Consider the following 24118-nt stretch of genomic DNA (forward strand, 5'->3'; position numbering starts at 1 on the left):
TCGGTTGCATGCGATGTGGTTAAAGGTGCTTTAATTTTTCTGACAAACTTTCATATCCACTATTTCAGGGCAACTGAACATACGAATCCGATTGCCAAGCAGTGTCTCGAACTCCTTTTTCATATCAGCGCTCATGTGCTCTGAACCTCAGTCATCTTCACTACGATCTGCATGAAAATGATTTTCTAATTCGTTAGAAAGTCTCGAAGTACGAAGATGCCTTATTAAGCATATGACAGATTTTCATCGTCAGTGAACCTGTCACCATTATAGAAGAGTGACGTACAGAATCTGTTTGCGATTAACACTGCCAAGTTTGTTACTGAGGCCATTCTAAAGACGCCCGGCATACACAGAATCATTGATGAGGGGAATTTCAAACTGAAATTTATAGCATTTATACATGTATTACATGAACTTACATGCGAATTTGGATGGGTAATATTGAATGGTTTAATACGTGGTGACATTTAAAAAAGCCTGAAGATGAGGATGAGGATGTCTTCAGGCCCGGATAGGTTCTCTGTGCTGGGAATCAGTGTTTACTGTTATCCGCTTTCATGCGCGCTAATAGGGCTTTCACCGCTTCATCCAGCTCCGCCTGATAGGCTGCAGGGAGGCGTGAGAACTCATATGTGACCAGACGCTTATCAGCGTCGACCTTCTTACGTGCAAACTGCTTTTTGTCCGCAAAGTCTGCAATCTTCTCAGTGACAATTTTTTTGCCACCCCGGGCATTTCGGGCATCCGCGCTTTCTGAACGGAAAAGGCTGATGATCTTCGCCTTCAGCGAAGAGTCGTCATGTTCTGTGAGGGTTTCATTGCTCAGGTGTTCACGGACACTGTCGGCCAACTCCTCAGCGCTGATATTTTTGGCATTGGCTTTCTCTGCAACATCAAGCAGCGTCTGATAGTCACTTATCGACAGCTCGTTTATTGAAGGGAATACGGCGATTATTTCATCGGGCACCGCTGCTGCCTGGAAAGCACGTGTGACTTTTGCCGCAGAAAGCCCTTCCGCTGCGGCGATGTCACCCTGCTTCATCTCCTCCGGATACATCAGCTTCAGCCTTTTACCCAGCTCACGGAGGGTATGCTCGCGGGCTGTCTGAATGTCTACAGCCAGCTGGCGTGCGTCAGTCAGTGACAATGCATCGCGCGTGACAAGAACTTCAAACGGCGTGTCGTTAAAGATGCAGGCGGCACGGCGTCGCGAGCCATCAAGTATCTCTATGCGCCCTTCTACCTCTCTGCCGATGGCCGGGAAAAACTGTTGCAGCTTGATTGTACGGGCTATATCGCTGACTGACTCTTCGGTCAGGAAGCTCTGGTCCCGACCATTGACTGAAGCATCCACAAACGTCTGCGACTCAATGTCGTCATGCAGAATCTTAGTCAGCGTAAAGCGCGCTTCGGCGCCTGATTTCAGGGTAAAGACACGTTCGCTTTCAGACTCGCTCATCATCTTTGAGAAGCTTGAGTTTCCCAGCTGGCGACCCAGCTTGACCATTTCCTTCTTCATTTGATTCCCCTTACAAATTCAATTCGCTTAAATACCGCTTGGGTAAAACGTTCCGCCTCGCGTTTTGCATTCTTAAGGGCTTCGGAGCTGCCCGGATAGGAGCTGGGGTCGGCGCTGACGATAGTGTCAAAGCTCTCACCGCAACGCTCAAATCCATCAAGTCGCGGCAATGTCGCGTCGAGAATGTGTGAGGTAAACACATCACGGGCCAGACCGTGTGTCATCTCGTGATCGCGTTTTGAGGTCATTTTCGACATGAAGCCGATATTGCCCTTAATCTGCGGAGTAATCCCCTCTTCCTCCAGTTGCTCAATCATTTCTGGCAGACGGGTGAGGTATTTGAGCGTCGAATGGAAGTCAACCTGCGCTGGTGGGGTCGGTGTCAGGAGCAGATCGCTGGCTGCCAGTGCATTAAGCATGAATGCATCCAGATGCGGTCCGGTATCAATAAAGATGAAGTCGTAGTCTTTGCTAACCCGGTCAATGATGGTGCGACGTAGTACTTCGGAAGGCAGCATGTCAGGCAAATGTTGGCTGACAAGGTCATTCCATTGGCTGGCAATAAAGCCGTCATCAATTGAGGCTGGTATTACATCCACACCAGGAATGATGGTGGGCTTAATGATGTCTTCTTTTAACTGCTCGGCATCCAGGTCATTCAGCATTGCCTGCGCCGCTGTTTCCATAATGGAACCGATGCTGTTGGCATGATTGAGAAACATGGTGCTGGAGGCCTGTGGGTCCAGATCAATAACAAGGATTCGCAGATCATGTTGCAACAGGTCCTGATGCACCCGTAAACCATGTGCCAGCGTAACGGTACTGACGGTCTTCGAAACCCCTCCTTTCAGGTTTACGACGAATACGACAAATGGTCCCTCCCCTGCGTGCAGGTCGCGATATTTGGGTACCTTGCGGTGGGCATAGATGTCTACGACGTCCTGAATAGTCAAGGCATAGTGCTTAGCGTTGCCTGCGTCTTTCTTACCAAAGACGTGACCCTGCTCTTCCATTTCATCTATGGCCTGCTCAACGGCACGGCGGCTAAGTTTGGGAAGGTTTGCCACCGAATTACGGGTGAACGTCTGATAATACTGATCGAGGCCAAACTCATTTCGTCTGACAGTAATGTCATCACTCATACTGCGCAGCATAGCATTTGCTCTGCGCGCGGTTTCGTCTAACCCGCCATAATTACTTTTCATTCATCCGCTCCGTTGGCAATCAATGACGTCAGTGTACGTAAAAAAATTGCTAGTGCAACTTTTTAGGTAAATTCACAAAATGTTTGTACGCAAAGATTTATGTTGATCATGCGTTTGATTCCTTACTGAAGGGTCGATACTTAATTCACAGATTTTTGAATCTATGTTCCCCTTCCCTACCCCATCGACTTTTTCGGAGTGAGATAAGCTCCAGAAAACTGCTGAAATCCCCCAAGTTAATTTCAATATTAAGATGTTGATATTAAACGAATAAATGGATTTTTTTCAAGGTGAAATTCCCAGACTGGAGCACCGGAGCATAGCAGCAGACTTGAAGTATGCTTAATCGATAATAGCCAGATTCCAAGTCGACATACAAAATGTCATCTGGGTAATCACTCAGAAAGTTGTTTTAAGAGTAAGACACAGTTTTAACATAGAGGGAAGTTCTGCTTCACATGACTGTACGATTTTATTCGGTCAGAACACAGTATGATGCGTGCTGCCAAAAAGGCGATTAAGGGATGTCATTATGGTTACTGGAGAAGTGATCACCCTACTCTTTCTTTTCTCTATCTGTATCTCCAAGGCATATGGTGCGGAATAAACTGATAAAGAAAAGCGAAACAATGAGGTCAAATCACGCATTCTCTTTGTTCTTAATACTGTGATAAAAATCACAAAACAGTTGATATGAGCAAAGAACGCAAAGTTGGATATATCCAAGACAAATCAATTGTGCGTTTTAGCCGATGTGGAGAACTCATGAACGGCTTAGTGGTTCAGGAAAAGAAGTTCAGGAGTACAAAAGGTGTTCTGGCGTGTACTTTCAAATACTCGCTGGATCAGCAGGAGGATGGCTTGGATTACAGACAACATTTTGAAATGTTTGATACCAAAAACACCACTCCGCAGAAAAGGAGAGTATTTGAGCAGCATATTGATGGTGTCTTTCTGCTGAATCAAAATGGCGTTATCAGCAAATTCAGTGAACATTCAGAAATGAAGACGGATTTCCTCCAGAATGTGGGTATTGCTGATACTGTCTTCACACTTGATAGCAATCTGCGGTTAACGAATGTACGTGTACCAGCAACATCCGCTATGACAATGCTAAGACCATCTATAAATATGATTATAAGAGCCTTTTGAAAACTAAGCGGTCAGCAACTGAAGTCTCTGAATACACTTATGACGAACTGGGCAGAGAAAAGACTCTGTTATTTATAATAATTTACTCCACGATTGAGAAATCATTGACCAACATCAAGTCATGGGATCCCAACGGCCAATGCATACTTGCTGAACACTCTATTAAGATAACTTTCACCGGGATAGGTTAAGTAAAAGATAAGACCGAGGAGCATATCGCGACCATCAAATCCAATCACGATTACTGGGGTTGATGCGTATTTTCGGGGACCATATGAATGAATAACCTGGATGTTTGAAGACTTCCCCGGAAACCTGATCTCTTCAAGGAATACCATTTTCCCGAAATAGCACTCCCTTCCATCTCCTTACAATTGGCATTTGTAACTTTGAATTAAAAGCTTAAAAATCTGACTGGATTGGAATGTAAGGGTAACCACTGCATCTGACGAACCAAGACAGATGAGATATTTGTACTTCGTATACAACATAAATACGCTAACGGAATATCTTTCCAACTTGTTGTCCATGATGGACTTAGCATCTCACGCTTCATCCTCCATTCTGGCTGAATACCTTTACCGGCAAATCCAAGGCTGGACCGCCCTGAGCGGTTAATTTTGTCCATTAGGCTCATTAGTACTTCACTACCGGGTCTCGGTGTCTCTTCATCGAAGAGATTGAGTTGTACATCGCCGTTTGGTCTCAGATCATCCAGCATAATTCCGGCTTTTGCGTATCTGAAGCCGGGACGCCAAATAGTATCAAGCGACTTGACTGCCGCTTCAATAATATCGCGGGTGTCGTACCGACACGTAATCTGACAAAGGCTGTGTTGCCGTAACCGGGCTGTCCAGTATCAAAGGGTGACGTGCGGAAAAACACTGAGACATGGTGGCAGAACTGCCGGTCCTCACGCAGTTTCTCACCGACGCGGTCTGCATAGGTACAGATGGCCTGTCTCATAGAATCATAAGTCGTGATGCGCTCTCCGAAGCTGCGGCTGACAACAATCTGTTGTTTAGGTGGGGGAGCATCCTCCATCTCAATGCAGGCTTCTCCGTTGAGTTGCCGTACCGTGCGCTCCAGCACGACGCTGAAGTTTTTACGGATGAATACAGGGGAGGTGCGTGCAAGGTCAAGCGCAGTTTTGATACCTAGAAGGTTTAGCCGCGTGGCTATCCTTGGTCCTACGCCCCAGATTTCTTCTACCGGCTGCCGGGAGAGCATCGCCTCAATTCGTTCGGGATTATCGGCTGTTAAAGCCAGCACGCCACGAAACTGTGGCCACTCCTTACTTGCCCACTGTGCAGATTTTGCGAGCGTTTTCGTCGGTGCCAGGCTGCAGCCCACACTCAGGCCGGTGCACAGAAGGACGTGGGCACGGATCATTCTGCCAAAATTTTCATGAGTCATTGCCAGATCCATACCCCGGCAGTCACAAAACCCTTCATCCACAGAATAAACTTCCAGGCGGGGGACCATCTCCTCAATGCAGGACATTACACGGGTGCTCATTGAGTGGTTTATGTGGAATGGAAATTCTAGCGTAACTTAGCTGCTTAACTGTATGTGATATGACGTTCTAATGCAGCTTTAACATGCTTATCTGGTGCAGTGAAGATACAGAAGTTAGAAGGAGAAAGATAAGGGCGCTTGTACGATAAAATGCAGAAGTGTCGAACCAGATATTTAATATTGATACCAACGGATAATTTCTTAAACGGCGCATTAAGTAATAATGGAACTCATTATCATCTTGTTTTATATGAAATTATGAATGAGCTAAGGTTGTTTTAATCTTGAAGGAAAAAAATAGCCTTAATTCCTTTGCTCATGGTGAAATCATGAAAAACAAAATTTTGGCATTACTCCCGCATGACTATGCGCCCTTTTTTCGGGCTCTTCACATTACTATAGCCCTGCTGATTCTGTCCCAGATTGTCAATTCCAACCTGACTGAACGTGAGGCGCTGAGTGAGCACAGCTTTGTCTCACTGGTCACCTGGTTCCATATCATTTCTGGTTTTATGTTGATTTTACTCGGCATAACTCTGCTGGTATGGATGCTGACGCAACGCGGTTTCAGATGGTACTTTGCCTGGGTGACTTTAGATTTAAGCGGTATTAAAACTGATCTGTTACAACTGGCCCGGTTGAAACTGCCCGAAGCCGCCAAAGGGGGGATCGCTGCGACAATTCAGGGCCTTGGTGTTATCTCTCTGCTTCTGGTTGCTGTCTCTGGTGGCATGTGGTTCATGGCCAATAGTCTACTGGGGTTGCCCGCCGAGACGGCCAGATACTATCTCCACTGGCACAAATTTCTGACAACGTTTATTGAAATTTATTTTTACGCACACGGAGCCATGGGACTGCTACATATGCTTCTCAGTTGGGAGGATTAATTCAAGGCTTCTGGTTGTTAACCTGACTTTTTACCGTTACATATCAGATGATTAACGTTACTGAGAAATAAAGATAAAGTGTTGAATTCCTGTCAGTGTAAACCTAATGAAGAGCCAATCATGGGCCATGATGAATCTCATAAGATTTCCCGTTCTAGTGTTCTCCGTGCTGCTGTTATGGGGGCTAACGACGGTATTGTATCTACTGCCAGCATTCTGACTGGCGTCGTCGCGGGCGGTGGCAGCCACAATAGTGTTTTACTGGCTGGTGTTGCAGGTGTTGTGGCCGGTGCGATGTCAATGGCTACAGGTGAGTATGTTTCAGTTTCGTCCCAGGCCGATACCGAAAGGGCTGCGCTTGTTGAGGAGCAGAGGGAACTGGATCAAAACTTCACGGGTGAAATGCACGAACTCACGGCCATTTATGTTCACCGGGGTCTCAATCCGGATCTTGCCCGGCAGGTAGCGGTGGCATTGATGAAACACGATGCGCTCAATGCTCATGCCCGTGATGAACTTGGAATAACTGAATTCAGCACCGCCAGACCTTTAATGGCGGCACTGTTTTCTGCGGGAAGTTTTATGGTCGGCGCGCTTCTGCCACTGAGTTCCGTCATACTTATTTCTGGTCCAGTAAGCATTATGCGTATTGTCATTACAGCAATGCTTTCTCTTGTATTACTGGGAGCCCTGTCTGCCAAAGCGGGTGGGGCACCTGTTTTTCGCAGTGTAATCCGTGTGAGTTTCTGGAGCAGCCTGGCGATGGCTGCATCTGGTTTAACGGGGAGTCTGTTCAGCCATTTTACATGAGGATGACAGCTTCAGCTGAAACTAAACGTTGTCATGGAAGACGACAGTGTCTGTCATTTAATCAAACGACCGCCCAACGTATCGATTATCACTTCACCATCCTCTTTTGTGAACGGGCCCTGTTGTGGGTCTGGCAGGATGTCCAGGACTACCTCTGAAGGGCGGCAAAGCTTCGTTCCCAGCGGCGTGACCACTATCGGGCGATTAATCAGGATCGGGTGAGCCAGCATGGCATCCAGCAGCTGTTCATCAGAGAAACTGTCGTTGGCGAGGCCCAGCTGTTCATACGGGTCAGTATTTTTACGCAGCAGCGCCCGTACGCCGGTACCCATCGCTTCAATCAGCGCCTCGAGCGTTTCACGCGTCGGCGGGGTTTCCAGGTAATGGATCACGACGGGTTCTGCACCGCTGTTGCGGATCAGCGCCAGCGTATTACGCGAAGTGCCGCAGGCGGGATTGTGATAAATGGTAATGTCAGACATGGTAAAACCTCGTGTAAGGGGCCGTATGCGCCGCCCCGGATTATCGTCAGATCGACAGACGCAGCGCGAGCGCGGCAAGCGTAACGGTCAGCACTGGCAGCGTCATAACGATGCCGACCCGGAAGTAGTAACCCCAGTTGATACGGATGTTTTTCTGTGACAGCACGTGCAGCCACAGGAGTGTTGCCAGGCTGCCAATTGGCGTGATTTTTGGCCCAAGATCGCAGCCGATAATGTTGGCGTAGATCATGGCCTCACGCACGATACCCTGTGCCGAACTGGCATCAATGGAAAGCGCGCCAATCAGCACCGTGGGCATGTTGTTCATGACGGATGAGAGGAGGGCCGTGAGATACCCGGTTCCCATCGCCGCCCCCCAGACGCCCGAAGCGGAGAAATCGTTGAGCAGCATGGTCAGATACGCCGTCAGACCTGCATTACGCAGCCCATAGACCACCAGGTACATGCCCAGTGAAAACACCACTATCTGCCAGGGCGCATTGCGCAGCACCTTGCGGGTATCAATCACGTGGCCGCGCCGCGCGACCAGCCAGAGGATCAGTGCGCCGACAGCCGCGACCAGGCTCACCGGCACGCCAAGCGGTTCGAGCGCAAAGAAGCCAGCCAGCAGCAAAATGAGTACCACCCACCCGGTGCGAAACGTGTTGATATCACGTATGGCGTCGAGTGGCGCTTTGAGCTTCGCCTCGTCATACTTTGCCGGGATTTCCTCTCGGAAAAACAGGTGCAGCATAATGAGCGTCGCCAGCACTGAAGCAACGTTGACCGGCACCATAACCGACGCGTAATCACTGAATCCCAGATGGAAAAAGTCCGCCGAAACAATATTGAAGTGGTCAACAAAAACTGGCCACAGTTTTAGAGTTTTTCCAGAACAATCGCTCTGACTCATTGGGTGTTAAGCCACCGTTATATTGGTGGGGTCTGAGCTGGCTGTAATAACTAATGATGTAATTTGTTATTGATCTATTTGCTTCGCTAAAATTAGCGTATCCACAGTTCGGTACCCATTCTGATTTCAGGCTGCGAAAAAATCGTTCCATTGGGCTGTTGTCCCAGCAGTTTCCACGGCGACTCATGCTTTGCTTTATACGATAACGCCACAGTAACCGTCTGAATTCCCTGCTGGTATAGTGACTCCCCTGGTCAGAATGATACATAACGTCAGCCGGTTTCCCCCTGGCTTCCCAGGCCATCGTTAATGCTTTTCCTGTCAGACCTGAGTCCGGAGAAAACGACATCGCCCAGCCTATTGGCTTGCGGGAAAATAAATCCAGAACAACCGCCAGATAAGCCCAGCGTTTGCCCGTCCAGATGTAGGTCACGTCGCCGCACCAGGTCTGATTAGGTTTCGTTACTGCAAACTGGCGATCCAGATGATTAGGGATATCCACATGCTCTTTTGTGGCTTTTTTGTAGCGATGATCCGGTTGCTGGCAACTAACAATATTCAGCTCTTTCATTATCTTACTGGCCCGCCAGCGACTCAACGGAACACCTTTTGCGCTGACCATATCGGCAATGCTCCGGGCCCCCGCAGAGCCATTACTGGCATGATAAACTTCACGAACCAGGCTTAGTATAATGATGTGTTTTGCATCAGGTTTCTGCGGTCGGCTTAGCCAGTACCGATAGCTACTGCGATGGATCCCGAACACATTGCATATAAAGGCAACAGGAAACCGCGTCCTGAGTTTCTCAACTAACGAGAATTGTTCAGGGAGTCTGACATCAAGAGCGCGGTAGCCTTTTTTAATATATCGTTTTCCATTTCAACACGTTGCAGTCGTTTTTCTAATTCACGAATGCGAAGTTGCTCAGGCGTCATCGGAGAGGCCTTTGGGGATTTCCCTGCGCGTTCTTCTTTAAGCTGGCGAACCCATTTATCCATCGTGGATTTACCGACATTCATTGCCGTTGCAGCGGCGGCAACGGTGTAGTGCTGATCGAGTACAAGCTGGGCAGCTTCGAGGCGAAACTCGGGGCTAAAATTACGTCTGTTACGTCCGGTCATAATGTCACCTGTTTTGACTATGAGGCGATGATATCACCTCTATTCAGGTGGCCAGATTTAGTATTCCACTTCAGCCCAACCTTCTGATGTCGATTCTATTTTCGATGTGAGAACCTCAGTTGTTGAAAATCATCTGAGCCGCGAACAAATGCAAGAAATGGGGATTAACGAAAGCGTTGTTGCAGAGATGATTGAGCAAAGCCAGTGCGCATGGGTTGCAACCCTCAACGACAAGGTCATTGGCTTCTCAATGATTTTGCCGGATGAAGGCTGTCTTTTTGCTGCGTTTGTATTACCTGAATATGTAGGCAGAGGTATTGGTCGTAGCCTGGTTGAACTTGCTGAGCACGAGCTATTCAAACGTCATAAGACTGCGTGGCTAGAAACGGATAAAAATAGTCGTGCGGCAAAATTTTACATGCATCTCGGATGGCTCGATAAAAAAATAATCAATGGCACTGATGTAAGATTAGAGAAAAATCATGGTGTTACTGAAAAATAATGCTCGCCGAGGTTTGTTCCAGGCACTTTTTGGTCTGTCATATTTAATGTCTTCAAGCAAAAGCCGTGTCGGATTGACGCTGAGCTATGAGAGGTGTATCAATTGCTGTCGTACCAGCCGTAAAACGACGGCATCAGCGGCGCTGTTCTCACGTTTATCACCGCCAGCTGTTCGTCTGATGCACTACCGCGTAAATCTGCTCCGATGGCGAACGGTTCCCGGATGAGCTGGGGCTGTCCCCATTTTTGTATATTGAGTTGTAGCCGTGGTACGCATCCTTTTGCAGGGTGAAACCCTACCAACAGCGCAGATGGTCAGATTGCCTGATCGTCGGCTTCAAACGACCAGGCTTATCAGTGGTCAGAGACCAGAGTTGATGACTAACCTGGTCTTTCATAATTGCGGAGCGCCACGCCTTTTATTCACTGATGCTCCGTAACACTGTACCTGGATTATCTACAACTTGAAGAGTGCTTCAGGTAAAACGGCGTTCTATTTCACCCTCACCACCGCACTTCCTGCAATCGTCACCTTGATAATGACGTTTTCCTTTGCACAGAGGGCATTTAACAGGCTGATAGTCTCGGGCATCTATCTGATATGAATCGCGTTTTCGGATCCTCGCCTCACCATTGCATACTGGGCAGTCATCTCCGTTTCTTGTTCCGCGACCTTCACAAATGGGGCACTCAACTTCATCATAGGAGCCAATATCGATCTGAGCCGCTAACCTACGTTGCAGTCTTCGTTCTCCGGCACATTCAGGACAATCATTGCCCTCATACCTTCCAGCTCCATCACACAGTGGGCAATCGACCTCTTCATATTCTCTGAGATCAATATTTACTGCATGTCTCCTGTTCATCTGCCCATTACCTTCGCATGCGGGACAATCATTGCCTTGGTAATTTGCACTTCCGTCACAAAGCGGGCAATCAACGTTCTGAAAATCTTTAATATCGATGGTTTCAGCATAACGTTTTTCAAGCTGCGAATTTCCCCAACATGCAGGGCAATCATCGCCGTAGTAACGTCCTGCTCCCTCACAGAGAGTGCAGTCCACCTTCTCAAACCGGCTAACATCTATTTGGTTAGCGATGTCTTTTTCAACTTCTCTGTCTCCATTGCACACAGGGCAATCCGAGCCATCATGCCGTCCCTCACCGCTACACAAAGGGCAAGCGACAAAGCCGTAAGCAGCAATGTACTGGTTTCTTATCACATGAGCTTCGTCTAATCGTTTCTCAACACTGCTCTTATTATCTTTAGCCAGCGAGAGTCCTTTTTTGATGAGTTTAAACTCTTGATATTTTGGGTCGCTTTTAGAGACAGGGGCTAAAGCTGGCAGATTATCCAGGGTAGCTTTAGCAATCGTTTCAACGGCCTTGATTTGCGATGGGGTCTTGGCCATCTTAAGTTGCTTGGCCAGTCCTTCACAATCACCCAGGACCGTTAAGAGCTTATGACTGATTTCATGTTGCGTGCGCCACAGAAAAATATTGTATCGATGAAGGACCTGCTTAAAGTTACTCACAAATTCTATGTTTTCTTCATTTGGTCCAAACAGTTCTTCATCGTAAGCCTTATGGTGGTTTCTACACAGCCAGAGAAGATTTTCCGGGTGGTTGTTGCGAGATTGAGATACAGGATCAAGATGAGCGGCTTCGCAGGTATCTTTGTGTCCATGGCATATAGCGCACTCGCCATTTGCTTCATTCTTTATTTCATTGCGTATTGCAGTCGGTATATGCGGGCGCTTTCCCGATATTAACGGCCAGGGAGCTTTCAGCCACGCGTTAAAAGCATGGAGTTCGTCCACCTCAAAGTAGTAAATGTCTCCACGCTTCTCTGCAACTTTGAGTTTTCTGTTCTCCTTATGTTTTGGCGCATAAGATGACAGCCACCGTAACAGCGTTGGAGACATCCCCGTGATGCATGCTGCTTCAAATTCTGTGCAAATTTTTTTCTTTGTCATATCCCGCTCTTTTTTATGTGAATTCCTTAACGTCACAGATAGCGACATTACTAAGATTAGGGGGTGTTTATCAATGAGGTTGATCCACTCTTGGTCGTTTAAAAAATGACTACTAACTGAAATTCCCACTAGTGGTTGTGAAATTAATTAATGGATGCGGCCCACTGATTGAACCTTTGGGCAGGTGATTCAAAATCAGTGTGTTACTCGGTTTTCTTTGGTCTAGATCTGTTACCCATTCATGAAAAAAGCGTAATGTTAGCTATGTTAGGTCCAGCCACCTTTCCGAAAGCCGCACAGATGAACGGTATAATTTAATCACTGATTTATTAGCCACCTCCGGCTCCCTGGCGTAGCCGGATCGTCAAGCCCCATAACGCTAACCGGCAAAGCCGGAAAGCTCCACCGGACCGCATGGCGTTCTGGGCCTTAAGGCTAGGGTCTGATGGTAACGTCAGATTCACCCCCCTGCAGCTGGCTTGCGCCATCGTGTTCACTGGCCACAAAAAACGTGGCCGCTGAGGACCGGACCGGCACCGTGATGTGCCGTTCCGGGGCTGTGCCCTGTTTAATTCCTACCTTCCTGTTTCGTTCTCTTAAGCCCCTTCGCCGTGCAGAAACCTGCCACACGGGCGGCCTCACGCAAGGGTCGCCTGGCTAGACGTCTGCACCCGGTCCCTGCGGGCTGCGGCTTTGTCGTTTTCCCCTGCGTTCTGCCTGATGCCCGCGCGCCAGTTCTGCCCTCACGGCGAGGAACTCAGAGAAACATCACTTAAACGCAAGCAGGAGAAACAACATGTCACAGCAGAACGTCAACTTCACGGCTTCAGAATCTAAAGAATCATCGGTTTTTAAAGGCCAGGGCGATTTAAGCCAGGCGGGTGAGGTGCTGGGGGAAGGGTTCTTTGCCCCGGTCGAGTCCGATCTGGTGGATTCCCTGCTGGGGCGTTACCAGCACACGCGCGCGATCATCGGGGAAATCGCAGGCGCAGTGACAAGCCATGAGAACACGCCAGCGGTGGCGCATTTTATCAGCGGCAACCTGAGCGGACGTCGGGGCGGTTACGGTTTCTCCGTGGGGGAGGTGTTTAACGTCACGGGCGCTGTCGCGTCGCTGAATGCGGCGTACTGGCAGGAGGCGTTAAACCTGACGGACGTGTACGAGTACATGCCCAACGATCGCCGCAATGAATGGAACGAGCAGATCCGCGAGATGAAAGCGCCGGACTTTGAAGAGGCTACCGTGCGGTCCACGCTTTCCGAGCTGCTGTTTTCGCGTGAAAAGTTTTTCTCTGAGCGCGTGGACGGCATCTTTCGCAACCTGTCAGGGGAGCACGTCACCAACCGCCCGGAAGGCTTCGGCAAGCGCATGATCATGGCGCGCGTTTATGACGAGTGGGGTGGCAATAACTACCAGCGCACCGGCTACATTGATGACCTGCGTCAGGTGATCGCCAAATTCATGGGACGCGACCCGACCAGCTACCGCACCACCGACAAAATTTTGCAGATTGCGCGAAGCCGAGCCGGGGAGTGGCTCACGCTCGATGGTGGTGCGCTGCGCGTGAAAGCCTTCCTGAAGGGTACAGCACATCTCGAAATTCACCCGGATATGGCCTGGCGCCTCAATGACATTCTGGCCTTCCTGCATCCGGCGGCGATCCCGCCAGAGCACCGTCAGAAGCCGCGCACTAAGGCAAAAAGCTTTGCGCTGCAATCCAACCTGCTGCCGTTCTCCGTGCTGGCGGAGCTGAGCGAGCTGGAGATCGAGCGCACCACACCATTTCAGCCTAACCGCTGGGATGAACCACGCGAACCCATTACGACAAATCCGTATAACCGCCGCTTTAAAGGTTACCGGGACGGAGACAAGGCCGCGCGTGCAGATGCGGAAAAGGTGCTGATGAGCCTGGGCGGCGTGAAGAAGAACATCAATGCGCTGACCTGGTATGAGTTCGATTACGACCCGACCACGGCGATTCAGGATATTCAGCTCAGCGGGGCGCTGCCGGATCAGAAAACACACCAGTTTTACCCGACGCCCGAGGTGCTTGCCTCACTGCTGCTTGATGAGGTGGCCATCCAGGAGGGGGACAAGTGCCTGGAGCCGAGCGCAGGCATGGGCGGGCTTGCTGACCTGATGCCGATGGCGCAGACCACCTGCGTGGAGATTTCGCCGCTGCACTGCCGCGTGCTGGAGGCCAAAGGTTTTAACGTGATTGAAGGGGATTTTTTACAGTGGGCGCAGGAGACGCGCGAGCGCTTTGACGTGGTGGTGATGAATCCGCCCTACAGCGAAGGCCGCGCACTGGCGCATCTGAATGCGGCGGCTGACCTGGTAAAACCCGGCGGGCGACTCGCCGCTATCCTGCCTGCGGGGATGCTGTTTAAGGATGTGCTCAAGGACTGGAGCTGTAGCTGGTCGGGTATTCACAAGGACATGTTTGCCGGAGCGGGGGTAAGCGTAGTGCGCCTGGTGGCTTATAAGCCCGAATAAAGCACAGAAAAAAGCAGGGTGTAAGCCCTGCCATTCTCCGCCCCTGTTTTCCACGACGAAGCCGGGGCCTCACTGAACATCGATCAACCAGGAGAAGATCAACATGTCTACAGCGCAAATCTTACCACTGGATAACGAGACAAACCCCGCACTGCCCGATACCCGCGAGCCGGTGTGCATGGATGTCATCGAGCAGATTGCCGCGATGGCGGAAGGCACCGAACGTCCGGCGCTAATCTGGGGCAACACCGACCGGGCCACGGTCGCCGCTGAAGCGCTCTGGGTCTTTGCCCGACGCGTCGGGCTCGATGGCCGGGGCGATGATGCGTTTACCGCCGTTCAGGATCTGATTGCCAATCTGATGCACCTGTGTGAGCAGGAGGAGATAACTGGCGGTGAAGTGACGTTTGCCTCGCTGGTGGGCATGGAGGAGAGGCATTATCTCGCCGAGCTTGATGAGAACATCGAACTGTAAGGACGCGGGGGCCCGGTCTGGCCCCGCAGCGGTCTGCGTGTGCGCCGGAAAGTCGGGCGGCCCTGCGGGCCGGGGAGTGCCCGGTGCTGACGCACCGGCCGTTTCCGTACGCCGCCCTGTAACCTGCTGAGTCACTATCCACTATGTAGAGCATGCGCTCTTTTCAGTGGTTAGCTGAACCGGCAGCACGGCCCCTTGAGAGGTTAAGGGAATGTGGCAGGTGGTCTGTTTTCCCGGTTTTTGCGTGTTTTTTTGTGGGCATTGCGTGATGAGCGTGTTTAAACGGATGGGATGGTTGGCCCCCTCCGGCTCCCCGGCAGGCCGGGTCGTCAGCCCGACTGTGCTAACCGGTAAACCGGCAAGCTTCGCCGAACCGCAAGGGGCTGCGTTTCGGGCCTGACGGCTGGGGTCTGATGGCGACAGGCAACGTGACGGTGGTGGGGCAGTCATGTGGTCTGCCTGAGCATTAACGTTTGCGTCTGGCCCACTTCAAACATAAAACAGGTTAACCTTATCAGGGCATTAATGAAGGAGGGACAGGATGGCCAAGGGGAAAACTTTCAGTGCACAAATTACCGGGTTGCCACAGGGTGGGATTTTTCAGCCTCATGAGCAGCTCGATTACGACAGCGACTGGCGCAAGAAGCTCGGGGATGCGTACGCGAATAAAGTGGAAGCCAGAGTGACCTGCCTCTGCAAAGGCAAGCCAGACGATCTGACCCTTCGCCGGCTGGTTGTGCGCTACCTGAAAGAATCTGATCGCTTCAGCCTTTCAGGCTGGAAACACAGTGGCGGCCAGCATCGGCATGACTGTCGCTTTTACTCGGTCTGGCCCGATGAAGCTTCAGCGGGTGCTTACTCATCGAGCGTAGTCAGGGTGAATGATGACGGCACGTTCAGCATCACGCTGCCGGTCGGGCTTTCGCGGCAAAACGGTACCGACAAACCCGTATCTGATGTGAATCCGGCAAGACACCCGCGCACGGGCAAAGCCAAACCCTCCATGAGCCTGCTGGGGCTGGGGCACTTTATCTGGCAGCAGGCTGAAATCAATACCTGGAAGCCGCAGTACGTGAAGAACCGGCCGCGCAATGCGCTGTGGCTGGCCAGCCGGATCAACGGCATGGCGCAGAACATACGCGTTAGCAGGCTGACGCTTGCCGACGTGCTGCTCGTCAGCGCTGCGGGTGAAGGGAGTCAGAAGCAGGCAAACCAGCAAAGGGTCAGTTATTCGAAGGACAATCAAAAACGTATGCTGGCCATCGCACTGCTCAAAGCAGATGCAGAGCAGGGTTATGCCGAGATGCAGGCAGGGCGCCTGATCCTTTCCAGCCCGCTGGGCTTCCCGAAGCTTAATGTGTCCCCCAATGTCTTCAGAGCCTGCGAGCGTAGCTTTGGAAACGAACTCAGTGCCTGGAAGGCGGGCCATAAAGTGGTCGCTATTGTTGAAACGGAGCCACCCACGCGTCGTTATGAAAGGATAAATGGTCGCAATGTTCCCATCACGGAAGCCGAGGTCATCGGGATCGCGCTTATGCGCGTTACACCGCGCTTTATCCCGGTTGACTCAGGTTACGAGGCGATTATCGAAGCCCGCCTGTGTGAAGAGGAACGAAGCTTTATCAAGCCTCTACGCTTTGATGCTGAGGAAGACACCTTGCCGGATTTTGTCCTGACGGATGTGGATGGCAAAGAGTCCGTGCCGATGGAAGTGTTTGGCATGAACACGGACGAATACAGTGCGCGGCGTGCTGTGAAAACCGAAATCTATAACAAGGAGTTCGGCGCTGACGGATGGTGGTCATGGGACGCTACCGTAAAAAACGCGGAGGACAACATACCGCCTTTTCCGGCACAGCGTTTGTCACCCTGAATCGTCTGCAGCGTATAGGTGGTTAAGCGCGTTTTCTGCAGCTACGGTCCGGAGTTGGCAGGGCTCAGAATGCGCGTATCCCTGACGGATATGCTAAGCACATTCGGGCTGGTATCGGACGGATGGTGCAGTTATTTGACCATGCAATACGGGCACATAGATACATCAAGAGTGTGACGTCTTGCCAGGCTGAGCGCCTGATAGGATTTGTACACGGATCCCAGGAAAATACGGGGTTCTTTATTGTCGAGTTTTGCGCATCCCTTCATGTGAAGCATGGCACCTCCCGAGCTGGTCGGGGTCAGGTAGCAGTAATAGGAAGGCTCCATGCTTGCTCTCTCTGTATGGGATTTCGGTTGGATCATCTCTATTAACTATAGAGACTGCTGACGGTAATGCCCGTAACTGTATAGCCGTTATCGTGAGTACAAACTTATCGCGTGCTGGTTTAGCTTCTTTTTTTACCTTTCTTTCCGTCTCTCTTCTCTCACTCTGTGCGTGGTCTGGTTCACCGATGATCAAACCTGCCATGTCGTATGGCCCCCTTCGGCTCCCCGGCAGGCCGGGTCGTCAGCCCGACTGCGCTAACCGGCAGGCCGGTAAGCTTCGCCGAACCGCACAGGCGCGTTTCGGGCCTGCGGCTGGGGTCTGATGGCAACGGCCAGAACAACCCCTGCAGCGGGCGTGCGCCCACGCGTTCACTGGCCACAAACAGACGTGGCCGCTAAGGGCGCCCGCCTTGCGGTCGGGTGTGTGCCTGCTCATCTCTGATGCGGTGGTCATGTTGCGGTCGGTCCACGCGGCGGGCGAATCCAAGCACAGTCATTCGTCAGTCACCAGGGTGAAATGCACGCCGGAGGCGCCCTGGTCACAGCCGCCTGCCCGTGCTTCTCAGCCCTTTGCCGCGAGGAACTCACCGAAACATGAATTAACCATCTGACAGGAGCACCAGCATGCACGCACAGAACATCAACGTCGCCGCTTCAGAATCTTCCAAAACATGGGTTAAGGGCAGGCGCACACAGGCTGAGGAGCGGGTATTCGTGCGCATCGATACCGGCAAAATTTTCAGCGAGGCGATCACGCTAAACGACGGGAGCAGCGTGTCCGTATCAGTTTTGAAACCCTGGAGGAGTTGCAGGTGCAGTACGCCGACATGGCGCTGATGACCGAATCCGACGCGGATGCCCTGTTCTGTACGCGTCTGTTTAGACCGTGGGAGGAGGTGAGCGAAGCGCGCTGGATGGATCAGTTAACCGTGCTGCCGCCGCTGGACTGGCAATCCTCACCCGCAGGCGAGACGTTCAAATGCAGCGAAATGTATTCGGGCAGGGTGACGCACATTTTTGCGCATATCCGCGGACGCTATTTCGAGTGCCGGGACTATGCCTGGAAAAAACATGCGGATCTGGTGCTGGGTGCCGTGCTGGCGATGGCGGCGGAAAACGCGCATTAAAAAAGCAGGCATAAGCCTGCTCTCTCAACGACCGGTTCGAGCGGCAACTCTTATCGGTCACATCAACCACGAAGGAGTAACGACATGTTTGATAACCGAATCGTCGCACAGCCGACACAGGATGTAAACCTGCCTGCCAGTGGGACAGGGCAGGAGCCGTTCCATGGACTGACAGCGGCGCAGTTTGCGGATTTGTATGCGTACATCTGCGAAGCGGGAACCTTTGCCGGATTCAGCGCCGTGCCGTGGGAAGAACTCGGCATGTGCAGTGTTATCCATGAACCCACCGACGAGCCGGAAGGGCTGCGGATTTACCTGCGCGATAACTGGCCCGTCGCGGTGCTGGAGTACGACGTGGGATACCGACTGATGCCAGGCATGATCGCCCATCGCTGGCACCAGAACTGAACGCAGCAGGGGCGCGGTTGCGCCCTTTATTGAGCAAACCACATGAAGGATTTCACCATGACAGCTCCCGTTATGCCTATAAAAGAGACTCAGCCCAGCGGTGTTGATTTTGATGCCATTCGTCGCAGCCTGCGCCGCCATCTTTTCGTTATTAACCGGCCCGATTTTAACGTCAACAGCGCCGCGCTGCGCACCGATTTTGCTATGCACCTTGAATACCTGGCAGCCGCCACGTTTACGCGTGACAAAGCGATTTTTGACACGGGTCAGTATGCGTCCTCAACCGATCTGCTGCTGATTAAGCCGCTGGAGCAGCTACAGGTCACCGTCACGGTTTTCGCCTCCAAGGCGGGAGCCGCACCCGATGCCTATCAAACGCGGATCGTGCATTCTGCCAATCCCCTCAGCGAAGAGGCATACCCGGAAAACCGCGAGTTTCAGACCACCAATGTCTATCAGGTCAGCGGCGTGTTAACCGTGAGCGCGCTGGAGCTGTTCTGGTCAGAGCATGATGGCCTGGAAAAATATGCACGGGCGAACCTGCCTGAAGCGGATGAACGGAGCCCGTTCTGCCACTGGCATTATTCACGCCTGCAAGGGTAAACAGCGATCCCCCGCGGTGCGCTGAGGGGGCAACGGGAGACAGCCATGACTACGCAGAAACGACTGGCGGAGGCGCTAAAGAATCCGCTCAAAGCAGGCTATGTGACCTGGACCGGTCACGTCATGACCGAAGCGGAATGCCGTTCTTACAACCTTTATACCGCAGAAGCGGCGCGACCATGGATAAGCGAACAGACGCGTGAATACCTGCTGGATCAGCGGCACCGCTATTTTGTGCTTATCAGCGAAGAACAGGAGGGCTCGCCTTTGCGTTGATGGCGCTCATTATGTGTTGCCGCCTGCGTGTTCGGGAGTTTGTCCCCGGCACACCAAATCCGAACGGGAGAGCGGCGGCTTTTTCGGACAATGAATACAGGATATCAGAGGCCGGTGCTTAGGCTTATGCCGTACCGTTACGTATGATTCAGCCGCTATGATCGATTTTGCGGCGTTGGGTGTCTGCCTGCTGCTGATGGCTGTGCAGATGTTCCGCCGCCGTTGAAATCTTGCGGGCCTTCGGGCCCAGAGAAAGGCGGTGCTGACGCACCGCGCATCCCTCTCCGCAGCTTCCTTATCCCGGCAGCCTGTTCTTTCATATTTGCTCTCTTTTCCTTATTACCGCTTCAACGCCGTTTTAAGAGATATCGCTGGCGCATTCCCCTGGTTCTGGTTATGCCTTCCTGTCTCATTGTCAGTCATAACTCAAGACACATGGCCCCCTTCGGCTCCCCGGCAAGCCGGGTCGTCAGCCCGACTGCGCTAACCGACAGGCCGGTAAGCTTCGCCGAACCGCGAAAAGATGCGTTTCGGGCCTGGCGGCTGGGGTCTGATGGCAACGGCCAAATCAACCCCTGCATCGGGCGTGCGCCCGCGCGTTCACTGGCCACAGACAGACGTGGCCGCTAAGGACGCCCGCCTTGCGGTCGGGTGTGTGCCTGCTCATTACCGGTGCGGTGGTCATGTTGCGGTTGGTCCCACGCGGCGGGCGAATCCAAGCACAGTCATTCGTCAGAAACCAGGGTGAAGTGCACGCCAGAGGCGCCCTGGTCACTGCCAACTGCCCGTACTTCTCAGCCCTTTGCCGCGAGGAACTCACCGAAACATGAATTAACCACCAGACAGGAGATGCAGCATGCACACACAGAACATCAACACCGCCGCTTCAGAATCTTCCAAAACATGGTCTGAAAGGCTAAACACCAACGGGCTCTCAGCCTGGCTCGCTGAAGACATAACGTTTCTGATTTCCCTGTGTAACGGCAGCACGGAAATGCTGGTGGAGGAGCGCTGGGAGCTGATCCTCGGCTGTGTGAAGGCTATTACTGAAGGGGTGTGCAATGCCGTGGCCGACTGGTCTGAACCGCGTCCGCGTATTCCGGCAACGGTCGTGGCAGCCTGGTTGCTGGTGCATGAGATTGTCATCAGCTATTGCGCTGACTGGGGGCCACGCCTCTGGGCTGATGCCGTCCGTGAACTGAAAAACATGCTGATTGTGGGTTATGCCCATCCCTGACAAGGGAGCCCGGAACAGTGCCCATAAAACAACATTTCTGTGGGCATTGTTGAGCGGGCTGTGAACATTCGGATGAGTTGGCAGGCTATAACGATTACGTTATAATCTGCTATAACGTATTCATTATAGGTGTGCTATGTGGCAGGTGAATACAACTGACGCTTTTGACCACTGGTTTTTGTCACAAAGCGATGCGTTAAGAGAGTCAGTCTATGCGGCAATGGGACTGCTTGAAAAGTTTGGCCCCGGGCTCGGTCGTCCTTACGTGGATACGCTTCACGGCTCCGCGTTTCCAAACATGAAAGAATTGCGCATCCAGCATTCGGGCGATCCGGTGCGTGCATTTTTCGCCTTTGATCCTGAGCGGAACGCGATTGTGTTGTGTGCGGGTGATAAAACGGGGCTGAATGAAAAGCGATTCTATAAAAAAATGATCGCGCAGGCTGACAGTGAGTACCGGCAGCATCTGGCAAAACGGGAGAAATAAGATGGCAAGTTATAAAGAACTGCTGGCGAAAGAAAGCCCAGAAATGCAGGCTCGCGTAGCCGCCCGCGTTGAAGCTGAAAGCATAAATATTGCCCTGGTGCAGCTGCGGGAAGCGCTTAACGTGTCACAGACGGCGCTGGCGGCGGCGATGGGGGTCAGCCAGCCCGCGGTTAATCGCATGGAGCAGCCTGACAATGACCCGCGGCTCTCTACGCTACAGCGTTATGTCAAAGCCCTCGGTGGTGAACTGAGTATCGATGTGAAGCTGCCTGACGGAAAACGCATCGCTTATACCCTGTGAAAGGGTGCCGGGAGTCAGCTGCTGTGCGGCTGGGTGCCCGGGACTAAAGCGGGCGGCCCTGTGGGCCAGAGAAAGCCGGTGCTGACGCACCGGTCATCTCCCTCCGCCTGCGCATACTCACATCGGCGAATTGTCTCTATGTCTTCCCTCTGCTACCTCTCTTGCTCAGGTCATACAGCAGGTCACCCATCCTGTCCGGTCTGTCACTCCGTGAGTTTAACGGCATGTTAATGGCAATGGCCCCCTTCGGCTCCCCGGCCTTGCCGGGTCGTCAAGCCCCACTCCGCTAACCGGCAGGCCGGTAAGCTCCGCCGGACCGCGTAGCGTTCCGGGCCGTCCGGCTAGGGTCTGATGGCAACGGCCAAATCAACCCCTGCAGCGGGCGTGCGCCCGCGCGTTCACTGGCCACAGACAGACGTGGCCGCTAAGGCCCGGTCCGGCAAAGCCGTCCGGGGTGTGTTCATGCCCGCTTCCCGTTTGGTGAGGCTGTTCCGGTCAACCCAGGCGCGGAGGGCTTTTCGTAGCACTGCCATTCATTCAGTACAAGGGTGAAATGCACGCCAGAGGCGCCCTTGTACTGCCTGCCTGTCATTGCTCCTTTGCCCTTCGCCGCGACTGGATCGACCGAAACATGAACCCTCACAGAGACAGGAGAAATGCCATGAACACACACAACATCAACGTCAAAACCGCCACGCCAGAATCTCCCAAAACATGGGTGAAAACCCCGTCAGCGCTCTGGCTTGAGCGTAAAAATGATCTGCTGTTTCAACTCGCCGGGATTGAGGGGGAGCTGCTGATGTTCGATTCGCTGGATCGCATGGGCGTTGAGTGGGATGAAGAGAACGATCTGCTTTACTGCGCGCGTGAGGCTGCCATCACCGTGGAAAGCCTGTCAGAAATAGGCGCGGTGAACTCTGAGGCGGTGTATGAAATGGTCAAGTCCGTTGAGGCGCTGGCGATAAACTGCGGGCGCATATTCTGGTGGGATATCCATCCGCGCACGCTGCCGGGTCTGCAAACGTTTTTAGAACAGGCAGCTGATGGACGCGAAAATTTTGTTGCCGCTGAAACGGAGAAACAGAAGCCATTCAGTGTGGACGTGGAAGGCCGTACAGAGTACCCGGAAGACGACCCGATTTATGGTACCTACTGGCGGGACAGTATCCTGCATCTGGGACGCGCATGGAGTGTTGCTGAGGCCATGGCTATCGCTGCCGCAGCCTGGCTTGAAGATGAATGGGATCCGCGCAAAGAGGATCACGACTATTACGACAGCGATTTCGGGCGCGATATGGGGCCGGTCAGTTTTTCTCCGCGCATGATCATCATCCATGACAGCGAGCGCCGCAGAGTGCTGACCGGGGATGCGAGAAAGATGACCTGGTATGCGCACGTAACCGATCCTGTCGAAATTACCCGTATCGCAGCAGAGCAGCAGGCGCTTCGCGAGGAAGCCGCAATGGAATCAGGCTGGGACAACTTTGAAACAGCCCGTCAGCTTCGCGTACAGGCAGATAAATTAGGTGCACCGGTTGTTGATGCGTCCTGGCTGGGCAACTCAGACGTTAATGCGGCGCTCGCTGCCTTTGTCCGTCCCGAGCACAAAACGTGGGGTGCTCGGCTTAACACCCGTGGTTTATCGCCGTTTATGGCGGCTGATATGACGTCTCTGATTGCACTGAGCGACCGCACTTCGCAGTTATCCCGTAGCGATCGTTTTGAAGCGCTGCACAGCGTGGCATTGAGCATTGCCGGGCACGTGAGCCAATCAGTCACAGACTGGTCACTCCGTTGCCCGAAGATTCCGGCGGCGGTGATCAGTGCCTGGCTTCTGACGAGAGAGATTGTCACTGAGCTGTTTGGTGATAATGGAGAAATGGTCTGGGAAGACATAAAGGATTCTCTTGTCTCTAACCTGTATGAAAACAGACTTGCTCACTAATATGAGGTCAGCCGGGAGCGGGGCGGGGGGAAATCCTGCCCGCTTCAGGCGCTCTCAAAAGCGGGCGGCCCTGCGGGCCGGAGAACACCGGTGCTGACGCACCGGTCATCCCCCATCGCCTGCGCTTTCTCTGTGCGGGGCGCTGTCTCTACGTTGTCGCTTATCTCTTTCATTTCTCTTACTTCTCTCTCTGCTTTCTGTAGCGGTTAAGTCTTGTAGTGTGCAGCCGCTGCTTCTCCGGTTTCCTGGTCATTAAATCTCAAAACATCAACAAACGGATGGCCCCCTTCGGCTCCCCGGCAGGCCGGGTCGTCGAGCCCGACTGCGCTAACCGGCAAGCCGGTAAGCTCCGCCGAACCGCCAGAAGCGGCGTTTCGGGCCTGACGGCTAGGGTCTGATGGCAACGGCCAATCCAACTCCTGCAGCTGGCTCTCGCCAGCGCATTCACTGGCCACAAAAAGACGTGGCCGCT

Annotated in this window: 21 protein-coding genes and 2 pseudogenes; 15 read left to right on the forward strand and 8 right to left on the reverse strand. The window is 52.4% G+C overall.

The window, feature by feature from the left end:
* Window positions 1–535: 535 nt before the first annotated feature.
* The gene (locus tag ACXIZX_RS00005) at window positions 536–1522 is read right to left on the reverse strand and encodes a ParB/RepB/Spo0J family partition protein (protein WP_479403321.1); all 987 of its coding nucleotides are present in this window, start codon (window positions 1520–1522) and stop codon (window positions 536–538) included.
* A complete protein-coding gene (locus ACXIZX_RS00010) occupies window positions 1519–2727 on the reverse strand; it encodes an AAA family ATPase (protein WP_479403322.1) in 1209 nt (402 codons plus the stop codon). The genes ACXIZX_RS00005 and ACXIZX_RS00010 overlap by 4 nt, the downstream gene beginning before the upstream one ends.
* A 693-nt stretch (window positions 2728–3420) precedes the next feature.
* Here ACXIZX_RS00010 and ACXIZX_RS00015 point away from each other — a divergent pair.
* On the forward strand, window positions 3421–3879 hold the full coding sequence (locus ACXIZX_RS00015; RefSeq protein ID WP_479403323.1) for a hypothetical protein: 459 nt from the start codon (window positions 3421–3423) through the stop codon (window positions 3877–3879).
* Window positions 3880–4369: 490 nt separating this feature from the next.
* On the opposite strand, the pseudogene umuC reads toward ACXIZX_RS00015, so the two are convergent.
* Window positions 4370–5415: pseudogene (gene umuC / locus ACXIZX_RS00020) on the reverse strand (translesion error-prone DNA polymerase V subunit UmuC); the annotation flags it as partial.
* A gap of 311 nt (window positions 5416–5726) precedes the next feature.
* Between umuC and ACXIZX_RS00025 the strand changes: the two are divergent.
* A complete protein-coding gene (locus ACXIZX_RS00025; RefSeq protein ID WP_479403324.1) occupies window positions 5727–6284 on the forward strand; it encodes a cytochrome b/b6 domain-containing protein in 558 nt (185 codons plus the stop codon).
* 120 nt (window positions 6285–6404) lie between these two features.
* Window positions 6405–7094, forward strand: coding sequence for a VIT1/CCC1 transporter family protein (locus tag ACXIZX_RS00030; protein ID WP_479403325.1), 690 nt, complete (start codon window positions 6405–6407; stop codon window positions 7092–7094).
* 53 nt (window positions 7095–7147) lie between these two features.
* Here the strand turns inward: ACXIZX_RS00030 and arsC are convergent, their stop codons facing one another.
* From arsC to ACXIZX_RS00045, 3 genes and pseudogenes are all read right to left on the reverse strand, one after another.
* Window positions 7148–7576 carry a glutaredoxin-dependent arsenate reductase gene (arsC, locus tag ACXIZX_RS00035; protein WP_479403326.1) on the reverse strand — a complete coding sequence of 143 codons (429 nt, stop codon included), beginning with the start codon at window positions 7574–7576 and terminating at the stop codon, window positions 7148–7150.
* A 46-nt stretch (window positions 7577–7622) separates the two neighbouring features.
* Window positions 7623–8429 (reverse strand): annotated as a pseudogene (gene arsB, locus ACXIZX_RS00040) (arsenite/antimonite efflux transporter); the annotation flags it as partial.
* Window positions 8430–8433: 4 nt separating this feature from the next.
* Window positions 8434–9611, reverse strand: a protein-coding gene (locus tag ACXIZX_RS00045) for an IS3 family transposase (RefSeq protein ID WP_479403327.1) whose coding sequence is annotated in 2 segments (ribosomal slippage) — window positions 8434–9353 and window positions 9353–9611 — 1179 coding nt in all. Because the reading frame shifts where the segments join, the coding sequence is not laid out codon by codon here.
* Between the two features lie 106 nt (window positions 9612–9717).
* Here ACXIZX_RS00045 and ACXIZX_RS00050 point away from each other — a divergent pair.
* A complete protein-coding gene (locus ACXIZX_RS00050) occupies window positions 9718–10113 on the forward strand; it encodes a GNAT family N-acetyltransferase (protein WP_479403328.1) in 396 nt (131 codons plus the stop codon).
* Window positions 10114–10588: 475 nt separating this feature from the next.
* Here ACXIZX_RS00050 and ACXIZX_RS00055 read toward each other — a convergent pair whose 3' ends face one another.
* Window positions 10589–12088 carry a zinc finger domain-containing protein gene (locus ACXIZX_RS00055; RefSeq protein ID WP_479403329.1) on the reverse strand — a complete coding sequence of 500 codons (1500 nt, stop codon included), beginning with the start codon at window positions 12086–12088 and terminating at the stop codon, window positions 10589–10591.
* Window positions 12089–12884: 796 nt separating this feature from the next.
* On the opposite strand from ACXIZX_RS00055, the gene ACXIZX_RS00060 reads away from it, so the two are divergent.
* From ACXIZX_RS00060 to ACXIZX_RS00090, 7 genes are all read left to right on the forward strand, one after another.
* A complete protein-coding gene (locus ACXIZX_RS00060) occupies window positions 12885–14585 on the forward strand; it encodes a DUF4942 domain-containing protein (protein ID WP_479403330.1) in 1701 nt (566 codons plus the stop codon).
* A gap of 103 nt (window positions 14586–14688) precedes the next feature.
* Complete coding sequence (locus ACXIZX_RS00065; protein WP_479403331.1) at window positions 14689–15060, forward strand: hypothetical protein; 372 nt, start codon at window positions 14689–14691, stop codon at window positions 15058–15060.
* A 541-nt stretch (window positions 15061–15601) separates the two neighbouring features.
* On the forward strand, window positions 15602–16933 hold the full coding sequence (locus ACXIZX_RS00070; protein ID WP_479403332.1) for a DUF1173 family protein: 1332 nt from the start codon (window positions 15602–15604) through the stop codon (window positions 16931–16933).
* A 1141-nt stretch (window positions 16934–18074) separates the two neighbouring features.
* Window positions 18075–18389, forward strand: a complete 315-nt coding sequence (locus ACXIZX_RS00075) for a hypothetical protein (RefSeq protein ID WP_479403333.1) — start codon at window positions 18075–18077, stop codon at window positions 18387–18389.
* A gap of 84 nt (window positions 18390–18473) precedes the next feature.
* Entirely contained in the window at window positions 18474–18797 is a 324-nt protein-coding gene (locus ACXIZX_RS00080; RefSeq protein ID WP_479403334.1) for a hypothetical protein, read from the forward strand.
* A 42-nt stretch (window positions 18798–18839) separates the two neighbouring features.
* On the forward strand, window positions 18840–19400 hold the full coding sequence (locus ACXIZX_RS00085; RefSeq protein ID WP_479403335.1) for a hypothetical protein: 561 nt from the start codon (window positions 18840–18842) through the stop codon (window positions 19398–19400).
* Between the two features lie 45 nt (window positions 19401–19445).
* The gene (locus ACXIZX_RS00090; RefSeq protein ID WP_031378068.1) at window positions 19446–19676 is read left to right on the forward strand and encodes a hypothetical protein; all 231 of its coding nucleotides are present in this window, start codon (window positions 19446–19448) and stop codon (window positions 19674–19676) included.
* A gap of 148 nt (window positions 19677–19824) precedes the next feature.
* Here the strand turns inward: ACXIZX_RS00090 and ACXIZX_RS00095 are convergent, their stop codons facing one another.
* On the reverse strand, window positions 19825–19947 hold the full coding sequence (locus ACXIZX_RS00095; protein ID WP_255433277.1) for a hypothetical protein: 123 nt from the start codon (window positions 19945–19947) through the stop codon (window positions 19825–19827).
* A gap of 585 nt (window positions 19948–20532) precedes the next feature.
* Here ACXIZX_RS00095 and ACXIZX_RS00100 point away from each other — a divergent pair.
* The 4 genes from ACXIZX_RS00100 to ACXIZX_RS00115 all read left to right on the forward strand — a co-directional run bounded on the left by ACXIZX_RS00100 (window position 20533) and on the right by ACXIZX_RS00115 (window position 23646).
* Window positions 20533–20913 (forward strand): hypothetical protein, encoded by a 381-nt coding sequence (locus ACXIZX_RS00100; RefSeq protein ID WP_479403336.1) that lies wholly within the window; start codon window positions 20533–20535, stop codon window positions 20911–20913.
* Between the two features lie 136 nt (window positions 20914–21049).
* Window positions 21050–21400, forward strand: a complete 351-nt coding sequence (locus ACXIZX_RS00105) for a type II toxin-antitoxin system RelE/ParE family toxin (protein WP_182059174.1) — start codon at window positions 21050–21052, stop codon at window positions 21398–21400.
* 1 nt (window position 21401) lies between these two features.
* Window positions 21402–21701: a helix-turn-helix domain-containing protein gene (locus ACXIZX_RS00110; protein ID WP_479403337.1), complete on the forward strand. Its 300-nt coding sequence runs from the start codon at window positions 21402–21404 to the stop codon at window positions 21699–21701.
* A gap of 661 nt (window positions 21702–22362) precedes the next feature.
* Window positions 22363–23646, forward strand: a complete 1284-nt coding sequence (locus tag ACXIZX_RS00115; RefSeq protein WP_479403338.1) for a hypothetical protein — start codon at window positions 22363–22365, stop codon at window positions 23644–23646.
* The last annotated feature ends 472 nt before the right edge of the window (window positions 23647–24118 follow it).

The sequence above is a fragment of the Candidatus Pantoea symbiotica genome, from assembly GCF_056491525.1.